18 protein-coding genes and 4 pseudogenes are annotated in these 16,717 nt (G+C 68.7%); 10 read left to right on the forward strand and 12 right to left on the reverse strand.

The genetic code is table 11. The features are described from left to right. Window positions 1-2: 2 nt before the first annotated feature. Window positions 3-248, forward strand: a complete 246-nt coding sequence (locus AC0666_RS31215; RefSeq protein WP_478708847.1) for a winged helix-turn-helix domain-containing protein — start codon at window positions 3-5, stop codon at window positions 246-248. A gap of 176 nt (window positions 249-424) precedes the next feature. On the opposite strand, the pseudogene AC0666_RS31220 reads toward AC0666_RS31215, so the two are convergent. Beyond that, window positions 425-872 (reverse strand): annotated as a pseudogene (locus AC0666_RS31220) (transposase); the annotation flags it as partial. A gap of 258 nt (window positions 873-1,130) precedes the next feature. Between AC0666_RS31220 and AC0666_RS31225 the strand changes: the two are divergent. Next, a complete protein-coding gene (locus tag AC0666_RS31225) occupies window positions 1,131-1,970 on the forward strand; it encodes a hypothetical protein (RefSeq protein ID WP_478708848.1) in 840 nt (279 codons plus the stop codon). Window positions 1,971-2,225: 255 nt separating this feature from the next. Further along, window positions 2,226-2,906, forward strand: a pseudogene (locus AC0666_RS31230) (magnesium and cobalt transport protein CorA). 38 nt (window positions 2,907-2,944) lie between these two features. Here AC0666_RS31230 and AC0666_RS31235 read toward each other — a convergent pair. After that, the gene (locus tag AC0666_RS31235; protein WP_478708849.1) at window positions 2,945-3,094 is read right to left on the reverse strand and encodes a hypothetical protein; all 150 of its coding nucleotides are present in this window, start codon (window positions 3,092-3,094) and stop codon (window positions 2,945-2,947) included. Between the two features lie 314 nt (window positions 3,095-3,408). Here AC0666_RS31235 and AC0666_RS31240 point away from each other — a divergent pair, with 314 nt between their 5' ends. The 4 genes from AC0666_RS31240 (at window position 3,409) to mscL (ending at window position 5,933) form a co-directional block, all read left to right on the forward strand. After that, on the forward strand, window positions 3,409-3,597 hold the full coding sequence (locus AC0666_RS31240; protein ID WP_468973915.1) for a hypothetical protein: 189 nt from the start codon (window positions 3,409-3,411) through the stop codon (window positions 3,595-3,597). A gap of 590 nt (window positions 3,598-4,187) precedes the next feature. After that, on the forward strand, window positions 4,188-4,601 hold the full coding sequence (locus AC0666_RS31245; RefSeq protein WP_478708850.1) for a preprotein translocase subunit TatB: 414 nt from the start codon (window positions 4,188-4,190) through the stop codon (window positions 4,599-4,601). A 388-nt stretch (window positions 4,602-4,989) separates the two neighbouring features. Next, complete coding sequence (locus AC0666_RS31250) at window positions 4,990-5,226, forward strand: XRE family transcriptional regulator (protein ID WP_468973919.1); 237 nt, start codon at window positions 4,990-4,992, stop codon at window positions 5,224-5,226. Window positions 5,227-5,489: 263 nt separating this feature from the next. Beyond that, complete coding sequence (gene mscL, locus AC0666_RS31255; RefSeq protein ID WP_478708851.1) at window positions 5,490-5,933, forward strand: large conductance mechanosensitive channel protein MscL; 444 nt, start codon at window positions 5,490-5,492, stop codon at window positions 5,931-5,933. A 562-nt stretch (window positions 5,934-6,495) separates the two neighbouring features. Here mscL and AC0666_RS31260 read toward each other — a convergent pair. From AC0666_RS31260 to AC0666_RS31305, 10 genes and pseudogenes are all read right to left on the reverse strand, one after another. Then, window positions 6,496-6,712 (reverse strand): annotated as a pseudogene (locus AC0666_RS31260) (DUF4235 domain-containing protein). Beyond that, the gene (locus tag AC0666_RS31265) at window positions 6,709-7,179 is read right to left on the reverse strand and encodes a DUF3618 domain-containing protein (RefSeq protein WP_478708852.1); all 471 of its coding nucleotides are present in this window, start codon (window positions 7,177-7,179) and stop codon (window positions 6,709-6,711) included. The pseudogene AC0666_RS31260 and the gene AC0666_RS31265 overlap by 4 nt, the downstream one beginning before the upstream one ends. Window positions 7,180-7,208: 29 nt before the next feature. Further along, window positions 7,209-7,439 carry a dsRNA-binding motif domain-containing protein gene (locus AC0666_RS31270; protein ID WP_478708853.1) on the reverse strand — a complete coding sequence of 77 codons (231 nt, stop codon included), beginning with the start codon at window positions 7,437-7,439 and terminating at the stop codon, window positions 7,209-7,211. 89 nt (window positions 7,440-7,528) lie between these two features. Further along, window positions 7,529-8,716, reverse strand: a complete 1,188-nt coding sequence (locus tag AC0666_RS31275; protein ID WP_478708854.1) for a hypothetical protein — start codon at window positions 8,714-8,716, stop codon at window positions 7,529-7,531. Beyond that, entirely contained in the window at window positions 8,713-9,009 is a 297-nt protein-coding gene (locus AC0666_RS31280; RefSeq protein WP_478708855.1) for a hypothetical protein, read from the reverse strand. Before AC0666_RS31280 ends, AC0666_RS31275 begins: the two co-directional genes overlap by 4 nt. 138 nt (window positions 9,010-9,147) lie before the next feature. Further along, window positions 9,148-9,444, reverse strand: a complete 297-nt coding sequence (locus AC0666_RS31285) for a DUF3592 domain-containing protein (RefSeq protein ID WP_478708856.1) — start codon at window positions 9,442-9,444, stop codon at window positions 9,148-9,150. A 526-nt stretch (window positions 9,445-9,970) separates the two neighbouring features. After that, window positions 9,971-10,432 carry a hypothetical protein gene (locus tag AC0666_RS31290; RefSeq protein ID WP_468973925.1) on the reverse strand — a complete coding sequence of 154 codons (462 nt, stop codon included), beginning with the start codon at window positions 10,430-10,432 and terminating at the stop codon, window positions 9,971-9,973. A gap of 261 nt (window positions 10,433-10,693) precedes the next feature. Then, complete coding sequence (locus tag AC0666_RS31295) at window positions 10,694-11,878, reverse strand: DUF4209 domain-containing protein (RefSeq protein ID WP_478708857.1); 1,185 nt, start codon at window positions 11,876-11,878, stop codon at window positions 10,694-10,696. A gap of 86 nt (window positions 11,879-11,964) precedes the next feature. Continuing rightward, window positions 11,965-12,588: a hypothetical protein gene (locus AC0666_RS31300; protein ID WP_478708858.1), complete on the reverse strand. Its 624-nt coding sequence runs from the start codon at window positions 12,586-12,588 to the stop codon at window positions 11,965-11,967. Window positions 12,589-12,708: 120 nt separating this feature from the next. After that, complete coding sequence (locus AC0666_RS31305; RefSeq protein WP_468974299.1) at window positions 12,709-13,731, reverse strand: hypothetical protein; 1,023 nt, start codon at window positions 13,729-13,731, stop codon at window positions 12,709-12,711. Window positions 13,732-14,608: 877 nt separating this feature from the next. Between AC0666_RS31305 and AC0666_RS31310 the strand changes: the two genes are divergently transcribed. From AC0666_RS31310 to AC0666_RS31320, 3 genes and pseudogenes are all read left to right on the forward strand, one after another. After that, a complete protein-coding gene (locus tag AC0666_RS31310; RefSeq protein ID WP_468974301.1) occupies window positions 14,609-14,908 on the forward strand; it encodes a hypothetical protein in 300 nt (99 codons plus the stop codon). Between the two features lie 216 nt (window positions 14,909-15,124). Beyond that, on the forward strand, window positions 15,125-16,000 hold the full coding sequence (locus tag AC0666_RS31315) for an alpha/beta fold hydrolase (RefSeq protein ID WP_478708859.1): 876 nt from the start codon (window positions 15,125-15,127) through the stop codon (window positions 15,998-16,000). A 205-nt stretch (window positions 16,001-16,205) separates the two neighbouring features. Next, window positions 16,206-16,478 (forward strand): annotated as a pseudogene (locus tag AC0666_RS31320) (ArsR/SmtB family transcription factor); the annotation flags it as partial. Between the last annotated feature and the right edge of the window lie 239 nt (window positions 16,479-16,717).

Below are 16,717 nucleotides of genomic sequence, written 5' to 3' on the forward strand. Positions count from 1 at the left end.
ACATGGCCCGCTCGATCCTGCCCACGCAGCCGCCCAGCCAGCAGGCCGCAAAGCTGCTCCACCATATCCAGCAGTCCGGCGGCATCAGCACCCGCGACCTCGCCCGGCGCACCGGCATGTCCGTGACCTCCACCGCCTGGCTGCTGCACTGGCTGCGCGCCCAGTACCTCGTCGAAACCATCACCGGGGCCTACCTGCCCGGACCGGTCATGGAAATGGCCGGCCGCCCGAGCAGCACGAGCTGCTGATGCAGCAGACCCTCGACAGGCCGCGCGACCGCCTCGGCGCCGCCGTCTACCTCAGCACCTACACCGGCGGGGAAGTCGAGATCCTTAAGTCCTCACACGGCCCCGGCGCGCCGCCGGTCCGGGTGGGGGCTGCGCTCATCGACAGCGCGCACGCCAGCGCCGTCGGCAAGGCACTCCTGGCGGACTTCGTACTGGTCCAGGCCGCATTCGTTTTTCGCAGCCTGGAAGCACTCCTCGATCTGCCAGCGCATTCCGGCGACCCTCACCATCTCCTGAACGGCTGTGTCGAGTGGTGTGTAGGCGAGGAAGTAGGCGATCTCCTCGCGCTTGCTGAGACTGCTGCGGACCAGCGCCCACCGGCGGCGGACGGGGGCCTGGCCCTGGTAGTCGAACTCGGGCACGTGGGCAGTTCCAGGGCCGCCAGACGCCGATCTGGCAGTTCTCGGTGCGGCCGGCGGTGCCGGAGTATGGGCGCTGGACCCCGGCCGAGGTGATGCCCTTCTTGACGAAGCCGGTGTCGTCGACAACGAGCACCCCGCCGTCCTCACCGAGATGCCCGGCGACATAGGACTGGAGGTCGTCACGGACCTTGTCTGCGTCCCAGTTCGCCCTGTTCAGCAACCGCGCGGTGGGAGCGGTAGCGGCGTCGCTGAGGTACTGGAACATGACCCCTGACAGTGAGGATGCTGGAGGCATCGTTCGGGGGTCTGCCTCCTCCCTTGACAGTGACGTCCGGCGCGGAGGGCGCCCTTGGGGGCACTGGTGCCACCGGGGCAACTCTGACACCATCTCAGCCGAGATGATCAACAGGGGTTTGATCCGTCTCACCTGCATCGACGTAGTCATGCAGTCGTAGAGCACTGAGAAGATCTGAGGACGACCTTGAAGACCTTACGGACCCGCATACCGCACCTGGTGACGGCCGTGTTGCTGCTGCTGGGTGCGATGACCGCCGCGACCGCGCAGGCGCAGGCCGCCCCTCAGCGGGTTGCGGGCAGCGCGAACGTCTGCTCCGACGCAGCCATTCCGGCCGGCTGGGTCATCACCAGCTCGTACCGGGGCAGCGGCTGCACCACCGGTGTCTGGTACACCATCGCCGATACGAGCGGGTTCAACTCCGCCTCCGTGTGCTCCCAGTCCCCCATCCCCACCGGGTGGGTCATCACGAGCTCGTACAGCACCAGCAACTGCGCCGGCACCGGGGTCGGCTATTACATCGGCAACACCGCGGGCCAGAACTCCGCCGTCGTGTGCTCCCAGTCCCCCATCCCGGCAGGGTGGGTCATCACCAGCTCGTACAGCACCAGCAGCTGCATCGGCACCGGGGTCGCCTACAACATCGGCAACACCGCCGGCCAGAACTTCGCCACCGTGTGCTCCCACTCCCCCATCCCCACCGGGTGGGTCATTACCAGCTCGTACAGCACGAGCAACTGCATCGGCACCGGCGTCGCCTACAACATCGGCAACACCGCCGGCCAGAACTACGCGGTCGTGTGCTCCCAGTCCCCCATCCCGGCAGGGTGGGTCGTCACCGGCGCGTACAGCACGAGCACCTGCACCGGAACCGGCGTCGCCTACAACATCGGCAACACCGCCGGCCAGAGCTACGCCACCGTGTGCTCCTACTCCCCCGTCCCCACCGGATGGGTCGTCAGCGGCTCGTTCCGGAGCACCAGCTGCGTCGGCACGACCCTCGGCTACAACATCCGGAAGGCCTGACCGGCCGCCCTCGGCCCGGCCCAGCTCGACACGGCTCGGATCTGCCCGGCCCAGCCCGGTCGCAGCAGAAAGCCCCGCACCGCCAGGTGCGGGGCTTTCCCATGCACCCCCGGCCTCAAGAATCCAGGAAGTCGACGACGGCCCGGACGCTTGGCCATGGCGTCCTCGACGAGGGTGGCTCTCTTCGTGAGTTCCGGCCCCGAGGGGCAGCTCATCGGTGCGGGACTGCGCCCAAGCGTGGAGACTGGGGAACTGATGGTGTTCGTCGGCCCCCGCTACGTGCTCACCGTGCGGCACGATGCGGTCGACCCGGCCGCCGAAGCCGCCCGCCGGCTCGAAGCCGGCCCCGACATGCTGCGCTTCGGCCCGCTGTCCGTTCTGCACGCCGTCCTCGACGTCGTCGTGGACGCCTACAGCGGCGCCGCGGACAAGGTGCGAGCCGCGCTCACCAAACCGGAGGACCGCGTCTCCGCCACCTCCCGCGTGGACCACACCGAGCAGATCTACTCCCTCAAACGGGAGGTACGGGAGTTCCGTGACGCGGTACAGCCCCTCGTCCCCGTCCTGCAGGGACTCCTGAGCAGCCCCGGCCAGGACGGGCAGAGCCAACCGCCGAAGGTATAGCCCTACTTCCGCGACGTCGCGGACCACCTGACCCGCACCGACACCGAGGTCCGGTCGCTGGACGAGCTGCTGGACTCGGTCCTGGGCGCGCAGCAGGCGCGGGTGGGTACCTGGCAGAACGACGACATGCGCCGCATCTCGGCCTGTGCTGCGATCTTTGCGATCCCCACCATGGTCGCCCGCGTCTACGGGATGAACTTCGCGCACATGCCCGAGCTCGGCTGGAGTTACGGCTATCCGCTCGCCCTCGGGCTCATGGCGCTGTCTTCCGGGCTTCTTTACCGTGCCTTCCGCCGTAACGGCTGGCTCTAGAACCGACGGCGGTCTCAGGCGGTCAGCGGCCGCGGGCCTCAGGAGCTGCTGTGCTGCGCGTCCCACTCCTGGATGAGCGTGCGCAGCATGGCGGCGATCTCGGGGCGGGTGCCCTTGCGGGTCGTGACACTCCGCAGGTATTCCTCGGCTACCTGGAGCAGTCCCGAGCGCGGGGAGGCCATCACCATGCCCCGGTGGGTGCCGGGGGTGAGAGGTGGTTCCAGGCATCGAAGCAGCGGCGGCCGATGGCGGGGATGTGGTCCGTCGACGAAGGAGCCGTCGCGACCGGTGCAGATGGGTGGGCCGGAGGAAGACACTCTCAGTGCCCTGCCTCGGGACGGGAGTAACGGCACATACTTGGCTACGGGCACCGTTTCAGCCTGGGCCCCGCTGGGCCTCCCCGCTCACCTGTACGTGTGCGAAACCCGGGAGGCATCAACCCGACACCACCCAGGGGCTGCGTGAGGGAATCGCTGTCCATGCGCCGAAGGGAGCCACCGTCATGGCAGGTCAGCACAGCAGGCGCCAGAGGCGAGGCCGCGGCGAGGAACAGGAGCGCCTGGGACGCCCCGGCCCCGACCCCCTGCACCCCGGCCAGCCCTCCAGCGAGCCGGGTGTCGAGGAATCCTCCCCTCGCCCCGAGGACGACCAGGTCCGCGACGAGGAAAACGTGCGCGACGAGGAGCTGTAAGGCAGAGCACCCGCCCGCTCCATCGCACAGGGCGTCCCCCTGGGGGTGCGACGCCCTCGGCGTTCCGGAGTCACAGCGGGACCTCGGGGAGCGCCGCTACGCACGTGCGCATCATGGTCCGCGGTTGCGGCCCGCCGCATGCGAGGTGGCCGTGGCCGGAGATCCGGACGTGGCCCCCGCCCCAGCCCTCACGGTGCAGCCGGCATGTGCCCCCGTTCCGCCGTAGTGGCACTTTCGGACGTGGTTGAACGAGGGAACTCGGCTGGGACCCTGCGGCTCCCTCGGCCTCACGCGACAGAGCTGACCTTTGCGTACGGGGCCGCGCACATCCAGAGCGCACATAAAAACCCAAGCCGGAATGTAACGTACAGCTATCAGAGCCTCACGAGTTGCGAGCCGCTGTGGGCTGCACGGACAACGAGGCGGACCGCGTAGCACGGCGGGCGTTGCCGGGGAGCTAGTGCTGTGAGCACTAGATACCGCCTTGGGGCGGCCCGGCCGATCCTCAAGACTTTCCTCGTTCCCGCAAGAACCCGATCCGTACGGGCGCCCGGACCGCGTGCCGGTGGACCAGCGTGAAGGAGACGACTGTGAAGCTTGCCCGTTTCGCGACCGCGACCGCACTGACCGCAGCGCTGGCCGGTGCGGCCGTCGCGCCGGCAACGGCACAGCAGCACAGCCCGGCCAGCGGCCCGCACAGCTACATCTGCTCCAACCAGGGCGGCGGCCCGAACCACACCGTGAACTGCTCCGGCCTGATCACCGTCAACAACGTCCTCAACGGCACCACCGTGAACATCGGCGACATCAATGTCCTGACCGGCGCCCAGCTCAGCGACCTCGAGGCCGCGCTGGTCAACGTCGCGGACAACAACGTCAACGCCCCGGTCACGCTCCAGCTGCTGAACCTGGAGACGGCCGTCATCAACACCTACCTGCAGAAGTTCAGCATCGTGGTCCTGCCCGTCAAGGTGGGCGTCTGCGCTGGCAGCATCTGCGTCTGACCAGCTCCTCACGCATCACCGGCGCGTCCCCCTCACCCGCGTGTCACCGTGCTGCTCCCGCCTGGGGCGAGGGCCACGACCTGTCATGGTCGTGGCCCTCGCCCCCGGCCGTACGGCCAGCGGACAGTCTTGGGCGGCGCCGCGGCTTCGGGCCGAAGCGGGCCTGGGACGATCGCCCGCCCCGCCCACGCTGCTCGCCTCGTCTCTCGGCCCCGTCCATGTGTGCCTCGTCCCAGGCCCCGCCCGCTGGAGGACCTGAACCGTCTCTGCGCAGCCGCCAAACCGCTGACGAGGCGTCTTTCTGCTGCGGCGCGCTGAACGCAGGCGCATTGGGGTGTTCTCGGATCCGGCACGGAATGAGGTACCGGGGGCGAGGCATGAGCGGGAAATGGCCGACCTGTCGCACGATCTCGAAGCAGCCATGCGCCGTCGACACTTCAGCGTGCAGGCGCTCGCGGACCGCACCGGTGTCCGCACCCCACGCATCAGGGTCTTCGTCCAGGACGGCACGGCGGGCCCCATCCACCCCACCGATCAGGAGCTGCGCGAACTCGCCCACGCCCTCGATCTTCCTCTGACCGAGGTGCTTCCCGGTGCCCCGCTCGCCGGAGTGCCCGGCGCGTGATGCCAGACCCGGCGGCACCGGCCACCGCCTTGCTCGCGCTGGCCCTGCCCGGAGCACTCCTTGCCGGTGTTCTCGCCCTCGGCCGGTATGAGGGATTCCTCCTCGCGCCGCGGCCCGCTGCGCTGCACCGGCGACCGCGTGCCCGCCACTAGAGCACATCGGCGACCGTACGCCGGGCCCCGCGAAAGGAGTGGAACGGCCACCGTAGGCCCTCCCCTGCCCACCACCCTGATGGCAGGGGTCTGCAGAGGAGAGAGTCCCAGGTGAAAGGCTTCCGCAGCTTCATCCTTCGCGGCAACGTCGTCGACCTTGCCGTCGGCATCGTCATCGGTGCCGCTTTCACCGCCGTGGTCAACGGCTTCGTCGGCGCGTCCCTGACTCCGCTGGTCGGGCTCGCCACGGGAGTAGCCGGGGACATGAGCCACAAGTCGTTCACGCTCGGCGCCACCCAGTTCCCGTACGGAGCTTTCATCAACGCGGCGATCAGCTTCCTGCTCCTTGCGACCGCCTTGTACTTCCTGGTGGCCCTGCCCATCAACAGGCTCCACGAGCGCCTCGCCCCCCACCAGGACGTCCAGGCACCCAAGCGCGACTGCCCCGAATGCCTCAGCCCCGTCCCTGCCCAGGCCCGCCGCTGCGCGTCCTGCACCGTTCCGCTGCCCAACGTGCCCGCCCAGCCCGGAGCCGAGACGCAGCGTATCGGCTGACGCGAAGCAGATGCTGGGCGCGATGCCTTGCCCAGCAGACGCGCCGCGCCCGCTTCTGGTTGCGCCTCCGCCGGAGTGCTGTGACCGCCCTGTCGACGGTGGCGTCTCGGTCGCGGCCGCACAGGGAGCCTTGGCTGTTCCCGCCCCGCATCGCGTGCTTCTCAGCCGGTCTCACGGATCCGGCGCTTGTCCCCTGTGGCGCGGGTAGAGGGACCTGATCTTCTTCCAGTACTGCTCGAGGTAGGCGTCTGCCTCTCTCAAGGCCGGGTCGAGCAGTGAGGCATGCAGTACAGCCAGGCGCTCGTGCGCGGTGTCCGAGCCGGCGGCTGCGGGCGTTGCCCGACGCCACGGGGCGCGTGCGGCACTGGGACCGTGCTGCTGTTGCCGCATCGTGCGGGTCGCCCACCATCGGGCCACCAGGACGGCGGTGGTGAGAGCGGCGGCGGTGACGGCGTGCAGCCCGGGATGCGCGGCCACGGCTTTCCTTCCATGATTTCCGGCTACGGGGAAAACGGCCGACGGCGCCGGTCCGCTGGGCGGGGACCGGCGCCGGCCAAATGTGTCAGCCGGGCCAGGTTCCGGTGAGGCGCCAGGTGGCCTTGGAGTGCGGCGGCGATCAGGACCTCTTGCCAGGTGCGGTGCTCGTCGGTGGCGTTGGGGGCATCGTCGTCGTGGCCGATCATTTTGCACGCCTGCTTGAACGCCGCGCCGGCGATCATGCCGCTCGCGGCGCCGAGAGCCAGGCCGACCGGCTTGTAGGCGATCTTGGATGCCTTCACCGGCACCTCCGGCTGTGCCGCAGGAGCAGGAAGACGACGAACGCGACGGCTGCGGCGATCAGGCGGGTGCGGTTGGCCTTCGCCATGGCAGCGGCCGACTCGGCCTTCTCGCGGACCGGGTCCGGGGTCTTCTCGGCGTCGAGCTGTCCGGCCCGGGTCGCGGTGCCGCGTACCAGGGCTGCGTTGTCCAGGACCGGGTCGGGGGTCTTGTCTTTGACCAGCTGAGCGGCGTGCGCTGCCTTGTCCCGGATCTGGTCGCCGACGAGGGTGGCCTTTTCGGCGGCCTGCTCCTTGATCTCGGCCGCCTTCTCCTTGGCCTGCGCCTTGACGTCGGCCTTGACCGCCAGCGCCTCCACAGTCTGGCCGAGCTCGTCGCGGGTGTGCTCGACCTGCTCGCGCAGCTCCTCGGGAGTGGGTGCGGCGTCCTTGTCGCCCTGGGAAGGGTGCTCATCGGTCGGCGAGGGCATGCTCGATCGCGCGGTGCGCGGCGAACAGGTCACCGGGACTCGCGGACAGGGGCGGGCGGTCGCTCCTGGCTGAGGGTGGGCGGGGCGGGTGCTGCGGGCAGCAGGGGTGTGGTCGCCGGTTCGGGTGCCGGCTGCGGCTGGGGTTCGTCGGCGGCGAGGGCCTTCTGCAGGGCTTTGAGGAGACGGTCGGCAGCTTCGGCACGGGCCTGCCGCTTGCTGGATCCGGTGCCTTCGCCGATGAGTTGCCGGCCTCGGTGCACGGCGGTGACCGTGGCTGCGAAGCCGGTGGGAGAAGGTGTCGGGGGGCGGTAGTCGCGCCGGGTGATGTGACCCGCCTGGTGAAACTCGTTCAGGGCCGAGACAGCGTTGGTTTCCCCGGCCGGAGCGGCGGCCGGAGCGGGACGGCGGGTGCCTCCCAGCTCCAGTTCGGCACCGCACGAGCGGCCAGTGGGTCGGGCAGGTCGGCGAGCACGGCGATGAGGGCGGCCATGGCCTGTTGCCTGGCTGCCTTGCGGGTGCGGGCCTGCTGAACGCTGCCGGTGACGTCGCGGTGAAGAGCTTCCTCGGGGAGGTCGGTGGCGGTTTCGGCGCCGGGCGGGACGCAGGGGTCGGTGCCGTGGACGGTGCCTTCGGGGTACGTGCGGCAGCTGCCTGCCCAGCCGCCGGCCGCGTACACGCTGGCGTGGGCGGGATCGGCGAGGACGTCGGTGGCGACGTCGAGAACGTGCTCGGCGGCCTGGACAGGAACGGGCGCGGTGCTCAGTCCGGCTAGTGCTGTGGCCGGGAAGGTTCGCCGGGTCGCGTTGTCCGGTGCGGTGCATCGCAAGGCGGAGGCCCGCGGCTCGTACTGGACGTACTTGCGCGGTCCGACAACGCAGCGAGGTGCCGTGCCGGGCGGCGCGACCCGGTGGACCTTTCCGGTCACAGCACTAGGTGGCACAGGGCGCGTGCGGCGCGGTGGCCGGTGGGGCGGGAGGGGGCGTGGCCGGGTTCGATCTCGGCGAGGAGGTCGAGCACGGCAGCGCGCGGATCCGCCGGGCCCGGCGCCGGGGAGCGGGCCGACGGGCCACAGGGCCAGGGGCAGGCGCAGGGACCGGGAGGCCCACAGCGGCAGGACGGTGGGGGTGGCCTCGCACGCCTCGATCAGCTGGAGTTCGCCGCTGTGGCGGGAGGTGAACAGGTGGACGTGCCCGCTGCTGCGGGTGAGCGGGCCGACGAACCGGATCCGGCGCAAGGTGGCGCTGAGATGGTCGCAGACGCCCGCGAGTTCGGCGTCCTGAGCGGCGGTGTGCTCGGCCTCGCCGGGGAGCTGGGGGATCCAGTGCGGCATCAGGCTGCTCTGGTCGGCGGAGCGGCGTCCAAGGGCAGCACGCCAAGTCGTCTCGCTGATGTCGGCGAGGAGCATCCTCGCTCCGGCCAGCGTCAGGACGATCCCGTCCCGGTGGCCGGCCCAGCGCAGGCCTGCGACGCCGGATCCGCTCTGCCGGTAGGCGAGGGCGTCGATCCACCGGTCCAGCTGGGAGGGCGCGATCCTCACCACCAGTTCGTCGGTGCGGGGGTGAGACTGCGGATGCCGAACGGGCCGCCGGTGAGGGTGGGACGGTGGCGGCCGTAGGCGACGATGAGCGCCTGGAAGACCCGTGCCTCGCCTCGGGCCTGTCCGGGCGCGGGCATCGGGATGAGGTGCCCGGAGTCGGTGAGCTCGGCTCGGGCGGTCTCCCCGGACCCACCCGTGGCCATCTGGCGAAGGGCAACCGGGGCAAGATCGGTATCGGTCGCGCGAAGGCCCCACTGCTGCCGGGGCGTGTACGGGGTCAGGATGTGGGTCACGAGCAACTCCCGCGTGAGATCCGCTGTCACCTGCTACAGGTGTGTGGAATGCGCGCGGTATGACAGTGGGAGCCAACAAGTCTTTATACGTGTCCGCTTGCCTCCGGACTAAAGGTTCCTGGCGGGCGCCCCAGGTGATCAGGCAGTGATCAGCAAGACCAGGAGAACCGACAGGGTGCCCGCTGTGAGCGCCGCCCCCACGACGGTGAATACCAGGTAGATCGACGGATTGTCCCAGCCTCGGATCTCGAAATGGCGGGGGTTCTTCTCGTCGTAGAGGACCGTGACGGAGTTGCCGATGCCGTAGCCGTGGAGAACGGTGCCCCGGCCGAAGCTGGAGGGGTACGTGCAGTCGCGGCCGTCCCGGGTCGTCCAGGCCACCACGGGGTGGTGGTACTTGGCTCCGTCGTCGTCTCGCCTGGTGTCATGCCGCACGACTCGGCCTACCGCAGTAATTCCGGTACGCCGCAGCGCGCTGGCGCGGCGACGTCCATACAGGCCAGCACAGAGGAAGCTCACGCCGATCAACATCGGTATGAGCGAGAAGAGCCATTCGCGTCCCATGTGGTTTCCGACGCACAAGTGACGACATTGGTTGCTGTGGCAGACGTGCCCGCCTCTGTTGCCGCGCCGAAACGTGAGCAAGGTCTTAGCCGCAGGTCAGTGCGGCGTTATGGCATGCGGCTGCTGGACGACGTCAGGCGGTCCGCCAGCGTGGTCTACCCCTGGAGGTCTCTGGTGCGCCGGACCGTGTCCATGCCTCCTGTGCTGAGGGCGTCCCTCAGTCAGTGTCGGCGGGCAACCTTCGTGCCGCGGGGGATCGTCTTTCGAATCCTGCATGCCCGAGGGGCGGGTAGCCGGCCTCAGCGCACCGTCGGGCGGGCATCCGCCCGACGGTGCTGTGGAGTATACGTAAACGCCTTGCCGGAAGATGGCGAAGCGCGCGTGAGAGGGCCGGCTGTCAGTCCTTGAGCTTGTATTCGCAGGGCTTGGCCGACTTGCCGTCTTGGTTGTCAGCGACCTGCTTGCCGTCGACCTTGATCGTGCACGGTGCAGGCTTGAGCATCCCGTCCGGGCCCTCGACCGAGCCGGGCACCACCGACACCGTGACGCCGACCTTCAGCTCGGCACCCTCCAACTGCATGGACTCCGTCTTCGTCCAGGGCAGCGTCACCTCCTCGAAATGGTTGGTGTTCCCGTTCCACAGGACCTTGGCCGCGCCCGTGCCGCCCACCTCAAAGACCACCTGGTGCGGAACGCCCTTCTTCCCCGAGGACGAGCCCTTTGCCTCGCCGGTCGCCGAGGCGCTCGGTGAGGCGTCGCCCGCCTGGGCCGAGCCGGCGTCCTTCTTCTCACTGCCGCACCCGGTCACCAGGGCCGCCGCTGCGAGCAGACTGACGGCGAGGGTTGCTGTTTTGCGCATGTGCGTACTTCCCCGTTGCTGAACTGATCCTGCTGATGCAAGGAAAGACCGTAGATCATGACGCCGCTCGGGAGGACACCACCCGAGGGGCGTCGGGCAAGCAGCGGCATTGAAGCGGGTCAAGGCCCGTGTCCCCGCACGGTCGCAGAAGTCGGTGTTGCAGTCAGCGGCGGCCACTGGCTGATCGATCACGGCGTACGAAATCACCCCCCGACAATGCCGGTGTCGTGCTGCCCCTTTGAGCTCAGCCTTGCTGGCCGCTCAGGGGGCGGGCGGGGTGAGGGTTCGATGTCCGTGGGCATAACTGAGCAGGCACAGCGCCGCTTGGAGGATGAGCGCGACGCGGTGCTTGGGCGGGGTGTCGATCAGGCCGTGGCAGATGTTGTTGCGCAGATTCATGCCGCGGTCGGGTTCGACGAGCAGAAGTTCCAGGGCACGGCTCCAGTCCGCGGGATAGCCGGCGGCTGGCATGTTGCGGATGAGTCCGCCCAACTGGTCGACGGTGCCGGGTGTCTTCCCCTTCGCCACGGACACGATCGGGAGTCGGGAGCGCAGGAGCTGTCTGAGGGTCTGCTCGACCTGGGGCAGGGCGATGCACGCGGCCGCGTCGAGCTCCCCCAGCCAGAAGTACCCGAAGGCGTCGGCGAGGGTTCGGGCGCGCGGCTCCGGCAGGACGCTGTCGTGGGCCAGGGCGGCGATGAGCTCGGCGTCGTCGGGTGCGAAGCGCTCGTGGATGCGGTCGAGCTGATCGGCGGTGAGGTGCCCGAGCAGGTCCATCGCGAGGACCTGCAATTCGACGGCATGGTTGTCGTCGGCGTCGACGGGCGGGGCGACCTGGACCGGGCCGGCGGTGTTGATACGGGTGCGTGGAATCCGCAGCAGCCCTTCCACCGCGTGCGCGTCGTCGGCGTGCTCGCGCATCGCCGGATGGGTGTCTTGCGCGGTTCGCCACAGGGCGTCTCGCAAGTCTGGGGCGGCGTCGATGTGGGCTCGCGCACAGTTGAACAGCCCCCGCGGGAGCACCACGGGACGGCTGAGTCGGGTCCATCCCAGGGAGTCCGGATCGGTCTGTTGCAGGGCCATTTCGGCGCGCACCCTCAGTTCGGAGAGTCCCTGGCCCCGTGCTTCGGTCGCGGCCCGGGTCAGCAGGTCATGGCGGCGGAACGCCGTGTCGGCGTCTGCGGCGTCGAGGAGGGCGGTGACGATCGCGGTGTCGATGGCGGTTCGGCGGGACTGGGGGGCCTCCTCTCTCAGGAGCTTGAGGAAGTCGACATGGGCGTGCACGTCGCTGGCGTAGCGATGTGCGGCGCGTTCCGCGAGGTCTGTGATGTCGTAGCGCTGAACGCGCAGTCCTTCCAGGAGGCTGGCGGTGATCCCCGGCTGGTCCTCGGCGTCGGCCAGGACGCGTTCAGCCAGGCCGCCGTGTCGTCGGCGACGCGCTGGCACAAATCGGCCTGGTTGAAGGTCCGGGCGAGCTCACGGCCCACGGAACCCAAAGCAGCGTGCTGGCCACGATGAATCGCATGGTCCGGTCAGCCACTGCTCCCCCGTAGCCCCCCAGGCAAGCCTCCACCGTGTAGACGAAGAGCGCGCCGGGCGGGCAGCAGGGCGATCAGGGCCAGCAGGAGAAACGGCAACGTGGTACTCGACCCTCCTGTAGGAGCGCCTAGGCCTTGATCACGAACCGCGAGGGAGTAGACGGCGTCCCCGAGGAGGATCGCTGTGCGCTCGGCCTGCTGGAGGCGGAGGGGCAGGAGCTCCATTTCCGCCCAGGCCCGAAGGCGATCTTGCACCGCGGCGGCTTCGGCATGTCCTTCGGGCTCCTCACCAGCGGCCTGCCCCGCGCCGGGCACGATAATCGTCTGTTCCGAGCCGAGCAGGTATCCCAGGGCGCTGTCGATCAGCTTGCTCACATCGCCGAGCTCCCGCCGCTCCGCGCCCGCGCTGTCGTCCCCGGTGATCGCGGCGACCTGGCCCGCCTGGTTGGAGTCGTAGGCAGCCACCCGGTACGCAGACAACCGCCGCCAGTCCTCGTGCGGGACCCACGAGGACGTGAGCTCGGACCAAGCGTTGCGGCCAAGCCGGCGGGGGTCGGCCATGACCGGCTTGTAGTCGAGCCAGCTCCATACGTCGGTGATCAGCTTGCGCAGAGCCACAGCGTTCTCCAGGCAGTCGGCCCCCGCGCCGCCAACCCAGGTTACGGCCGCTTCTGCAGTTTGCACCGGCCGCAGGCGACATGGTGTCCCGCAAATCCCCCATCAAGCTTGGCTAGAGCGTTAAAGTCCGATTATTCCGCGCAGTTCAGTGGCCCGAGACATGGCTGCCTTCGCTCCATAGACCACGATGGACGCGATGATTGCCGTAGATCCGGCCAAGATTGGTGTTGCATCACTGGGCAAGCCCAGCAGTAGCCAGCCACAGGTGACGCCTGCCGTGACCGCTACCACAGCTGCCAAACGGAGTCCTGCGCGTCGCTCAGCAATGACCAAGTCCTGAAGCTGGTGTTCTGGAAGCAGTCGGCCAATCCGTCCCTCCGCGTAGTTATTGGCGACCGTGACGAGGAGGGCGGCCAGATCTGACAGCGCCGCATTACCCTTCGAGTCCATCTGGTCTTCGGCACGCTGAAGACTTGCCACCACCAACGCCGAATGCTCCTTGATTGCGTGACGTCTATGAGAGAACCGTCCGATACTGCCGTGGATCCGATGAACGCGCAGCACTCGGCGCCTCACGATTGAGCACGCGCTGTCGAGGTGGAGCATAGCCCCGGGACGCTCGTCCCCAGTTGCAGATGAGACCGCTTCACATGCAGTGATCGCCGCCAGGAGCGCCAGCAGGAAGCGATATCTCGCGATAGCGGGTGAGTAATTCGCCGCCCATACCAGACAGGGTAGAGAGACACCAGCAAGGATGAGCGCATCTGGTCTAAGGTCAGGGGCCGACCGTCCAGTCTCGATCGTTTTGATCACGGCCACAATCAAGTCACTTACGCCGAAACCAATGGCGAACGTCAGCAGCCGAAACCGTAATCGAATCTCGCCAGCAGCGGTCTGCCCGGCCGAACGCAGTGTTTCGGTCGCCATGTCAGCCAACCCGAAGTGCTGCAATGCAGCAGAAGCTTTCTGGAACGTCCGCTCCGCGGTGCGGCCGTTCCAGGCCCTCCAAGCCCGACGCACCAGAGGGGCATGGGTGGCAACCCATACAAGTAGCCGGTAGGCGAGAATCACACACAAAACGAAAATCACTGCAATCAGGATGGATTGCTCAATCTCCGCCAAACGTTCCCGATTGATGCTCAACTCGCCCCCCCTGCAAGTCATGTCAGCCCGTGCTGGAGGGTAGCGGGAAGCGTGAAGGGGTGCGGCCGAAAGCGCCGTCTTTGCCTGATCCCCTTGCTTAGCCAGCCTCCGGCGCCGAGTCGCTCACCCTCGGTGTGCGTCAGGCCTGAGCCGGAACTTCTGGCCACCTTGCCTCAAGATGAGCCCCTGCATGACTCGGAGCATCTACGGCCTTCAGCTGTGCGCCCATGGCGCCGAGGGCCCATCCGCCGCCAGTCTCCTCGCCCGCGGCCCAAGCACGTGCCGGGCCGTTTCCTCATCGGGCCATTTCGGCCGCCGCTCACAGGGCTGGGGGATATCTACAAGTCCGCCACGTTTCGTTCGCGCCGTCACCTATGTTGACGAGTGGACGTACTGAACTCCCCTGCCTCCCCGGCACATTGCGCACTGGAAACCGGGGCCAGTGCCTGGAAGGTGGGAGAGTTCGATGCCAAGGGACCGTGGGCGGCACCGTCGCCCGGACGATCCGTCCGAGAGGGAGAGGAACGGCCGGCCGGTCTTCCTGTTGATCCAGGTTGCAGCCTGGATCGCAGGCTGGTTCACGAACCAGTGATCAGCCGCCGTTCCTGTACTACCGCAAGGTGGGGGCTCGCCTGAACAACGTCCCGTACGTTCGGCCGTACGGGGGTGCGGCCCTGGCCATCAGGGCGCGACGGGGGCCGCACCCCCAGCGTTGCACGTACGGCCGCCGGAACCGTCACCAACCGCCGTCTGCAAGTACGGTCACCCGCTGGCAACCAACCGCTACCACCACATTCAGGTGCCGGATCCGGAACATCACAGGGGCTCCCTGTGGCCGGCAGCGGAGGGAGGCCCTTCCTGGCTGGGTTCTGAGGACGTGCGCAGCGACGCGTTGCCCGTCAACGGGCTGGGCGACGCCCTGCGACATCTGCTCAATGAGTGGGGTCCGATCGGCGCTGCCGACGACGTGCAGGACGAGTACGACTGCATGCTCGCCCCTTGCTCCGGCGGCTCCGTGGCGGCGTCAACCACATGGAGACGGGTGAGTTCCTACGACGCGAGCTGGAGGTCTACTTCGGATTTCGATCCTCTCGGCCTGCGACCCGAAGCGATGGCCACACGAGTGATCGCCTGGTGGCCCGCTGTCGGCAAGGCCGATGGGGCCGGCCACGCGTAGCCGCTCTCTCCAGATCGTCTGATCGTTGGTCACGGTGTGCCGCCGACTGACGCGCAGGGGGTGCGGGTCGGCCCGTGACTCCCAGATCGGATACCGAAGGGGGTGGCGGTGGCGACACCTGGGACAGGGTGGTCACTGCGCTGGTCGCGCAGACCGACGCTGGTGTCCGTGCACCAGGTACTGCCGAATCCAGCGGCAGAGCCATATGATCTACTCATGAGTAACTTAACTGGCTCGGGTGAAACCCCGGTGACTTTCGTCCTGGTCCACGGCTCGGGCAGCAACGCATACGGATGGTCCCCCGTGGTGGCCGAACTCGGTCTGCGCGGGCTGCGGGCGGTCGCGGTCGACCTGCCCGGCCACGGCCCCGGCGCATACTTCCCGCTCTCGTACCAAGCGCCGCAGGACCTGGAGCGGCTGCGTACGGAGCCTTCCCCCATCGCCGGGACGACCCTGGCTGACTGCGCCGCACACGTGGCCTCGGTGGTGCGGCGGGCGCACCGCAACGGCCCGGTGGTCCTGGCCGGTCAGAGCCTGGGCGGCGTCACCCTGAACGCGGTGGCCGACCTGGTACCCGACCTGATCTCACACCTGGTATACGTCTCGGCCTTGTGCCCGGCGAAACGGGCCTCGGTGAGCGAGCTGATGGCGACCCCAGAGGCAGCCACGAGCTACATATTCAAGATGGCTCCCGTCCCGACCCCGCCGGAGCTGGGGGTCACCCGGGTCAACTGGCGGAGCAACGACCCGGCGTTCTTCCAGCTCGCCAAGGAGGCAATGGCCGCCGACTACTCCGACACCGAAGTCCGGACGATGCTCAACATCCTCGAACCGGACGAGTCGGCCGCGATCGGGGCCTGCGACGGCCGCGGCCTGCCACACAAGTGGGGCCGCATCCCGCGCACGTTCGTGCGATTCACCGAGGACCGTACGCTCCCACCAGCACTCCAGGACCTGATGATCCGGGAGGCCGACGAGATCACCCCGGGCAACCCCTTCCGCGTACGGTCGCTGGCGGCTCCGCACATCGGCCCCCGCGACCCGGCACTGCTCGCGGACGAACTGGAGCAGGTGGCTTGGCTCAGCCCATGAGCCCGGACAGCAAGGGACCGCTTTCGGACCGGGCCGGATCATATGGGGGCCAGGTGGGTTGCGGGGCATGGTGGCGTTGCACGGCCTGTGAGCCGAAGCGCGCCCTGACCCGGGTTGCCGTTGCACGCGGAGCGGGCTTCTTCCACAACTCCAGACACTCCCAACGCCGACCGCCCTAAAGGGCCCTGCCCGAACCAGCTAGGGTCCGGTGGTCCAGTACCCGGTGGACGCGCCCGGCGCGTCGGAGCCCGTCTCCCTGGAAACGGTCACCCTTCGCCAGGAGGCCCTCGCCCACCCGGCCAGGCTGTGTCTGCTCCGCACTCTGGCCGGCGGACCGCACACCAACGGCGAACTGGCCCACGCCCGGGACCTGACGCCACCGGAGGTCTCCCGCCACGTGGCCCTCCCGCGGCAGGCGGGGCTCCTCACGGCCCGGCGGGAGGGGCGCTACGTGCGCTACAGGCAGATCGTCGGGTGACTATGCTGGCTGCGCTCCGCCGCGCACCGGTGAAATGCCCGGTCTCAGTCCGTCTGCGCGGCAGGCTCCCGGCACTCGCAGCCCCCGCCGACTGCCGGGACCACCGGACGGGGTGCCCAACCGTCGCCAAACGGGATGAGCGTGCCAAGCTTGCTCGGCGCGGCAGGCGCGTAACGGCACACCCCGGACAACAGGCGTGCAGCGTATCTTTCTGAACCATTGAAGCGCAGCAGATGGCG

The organism is Streptomyces sp. NPDC043680, from assembly GCF_056436685.1.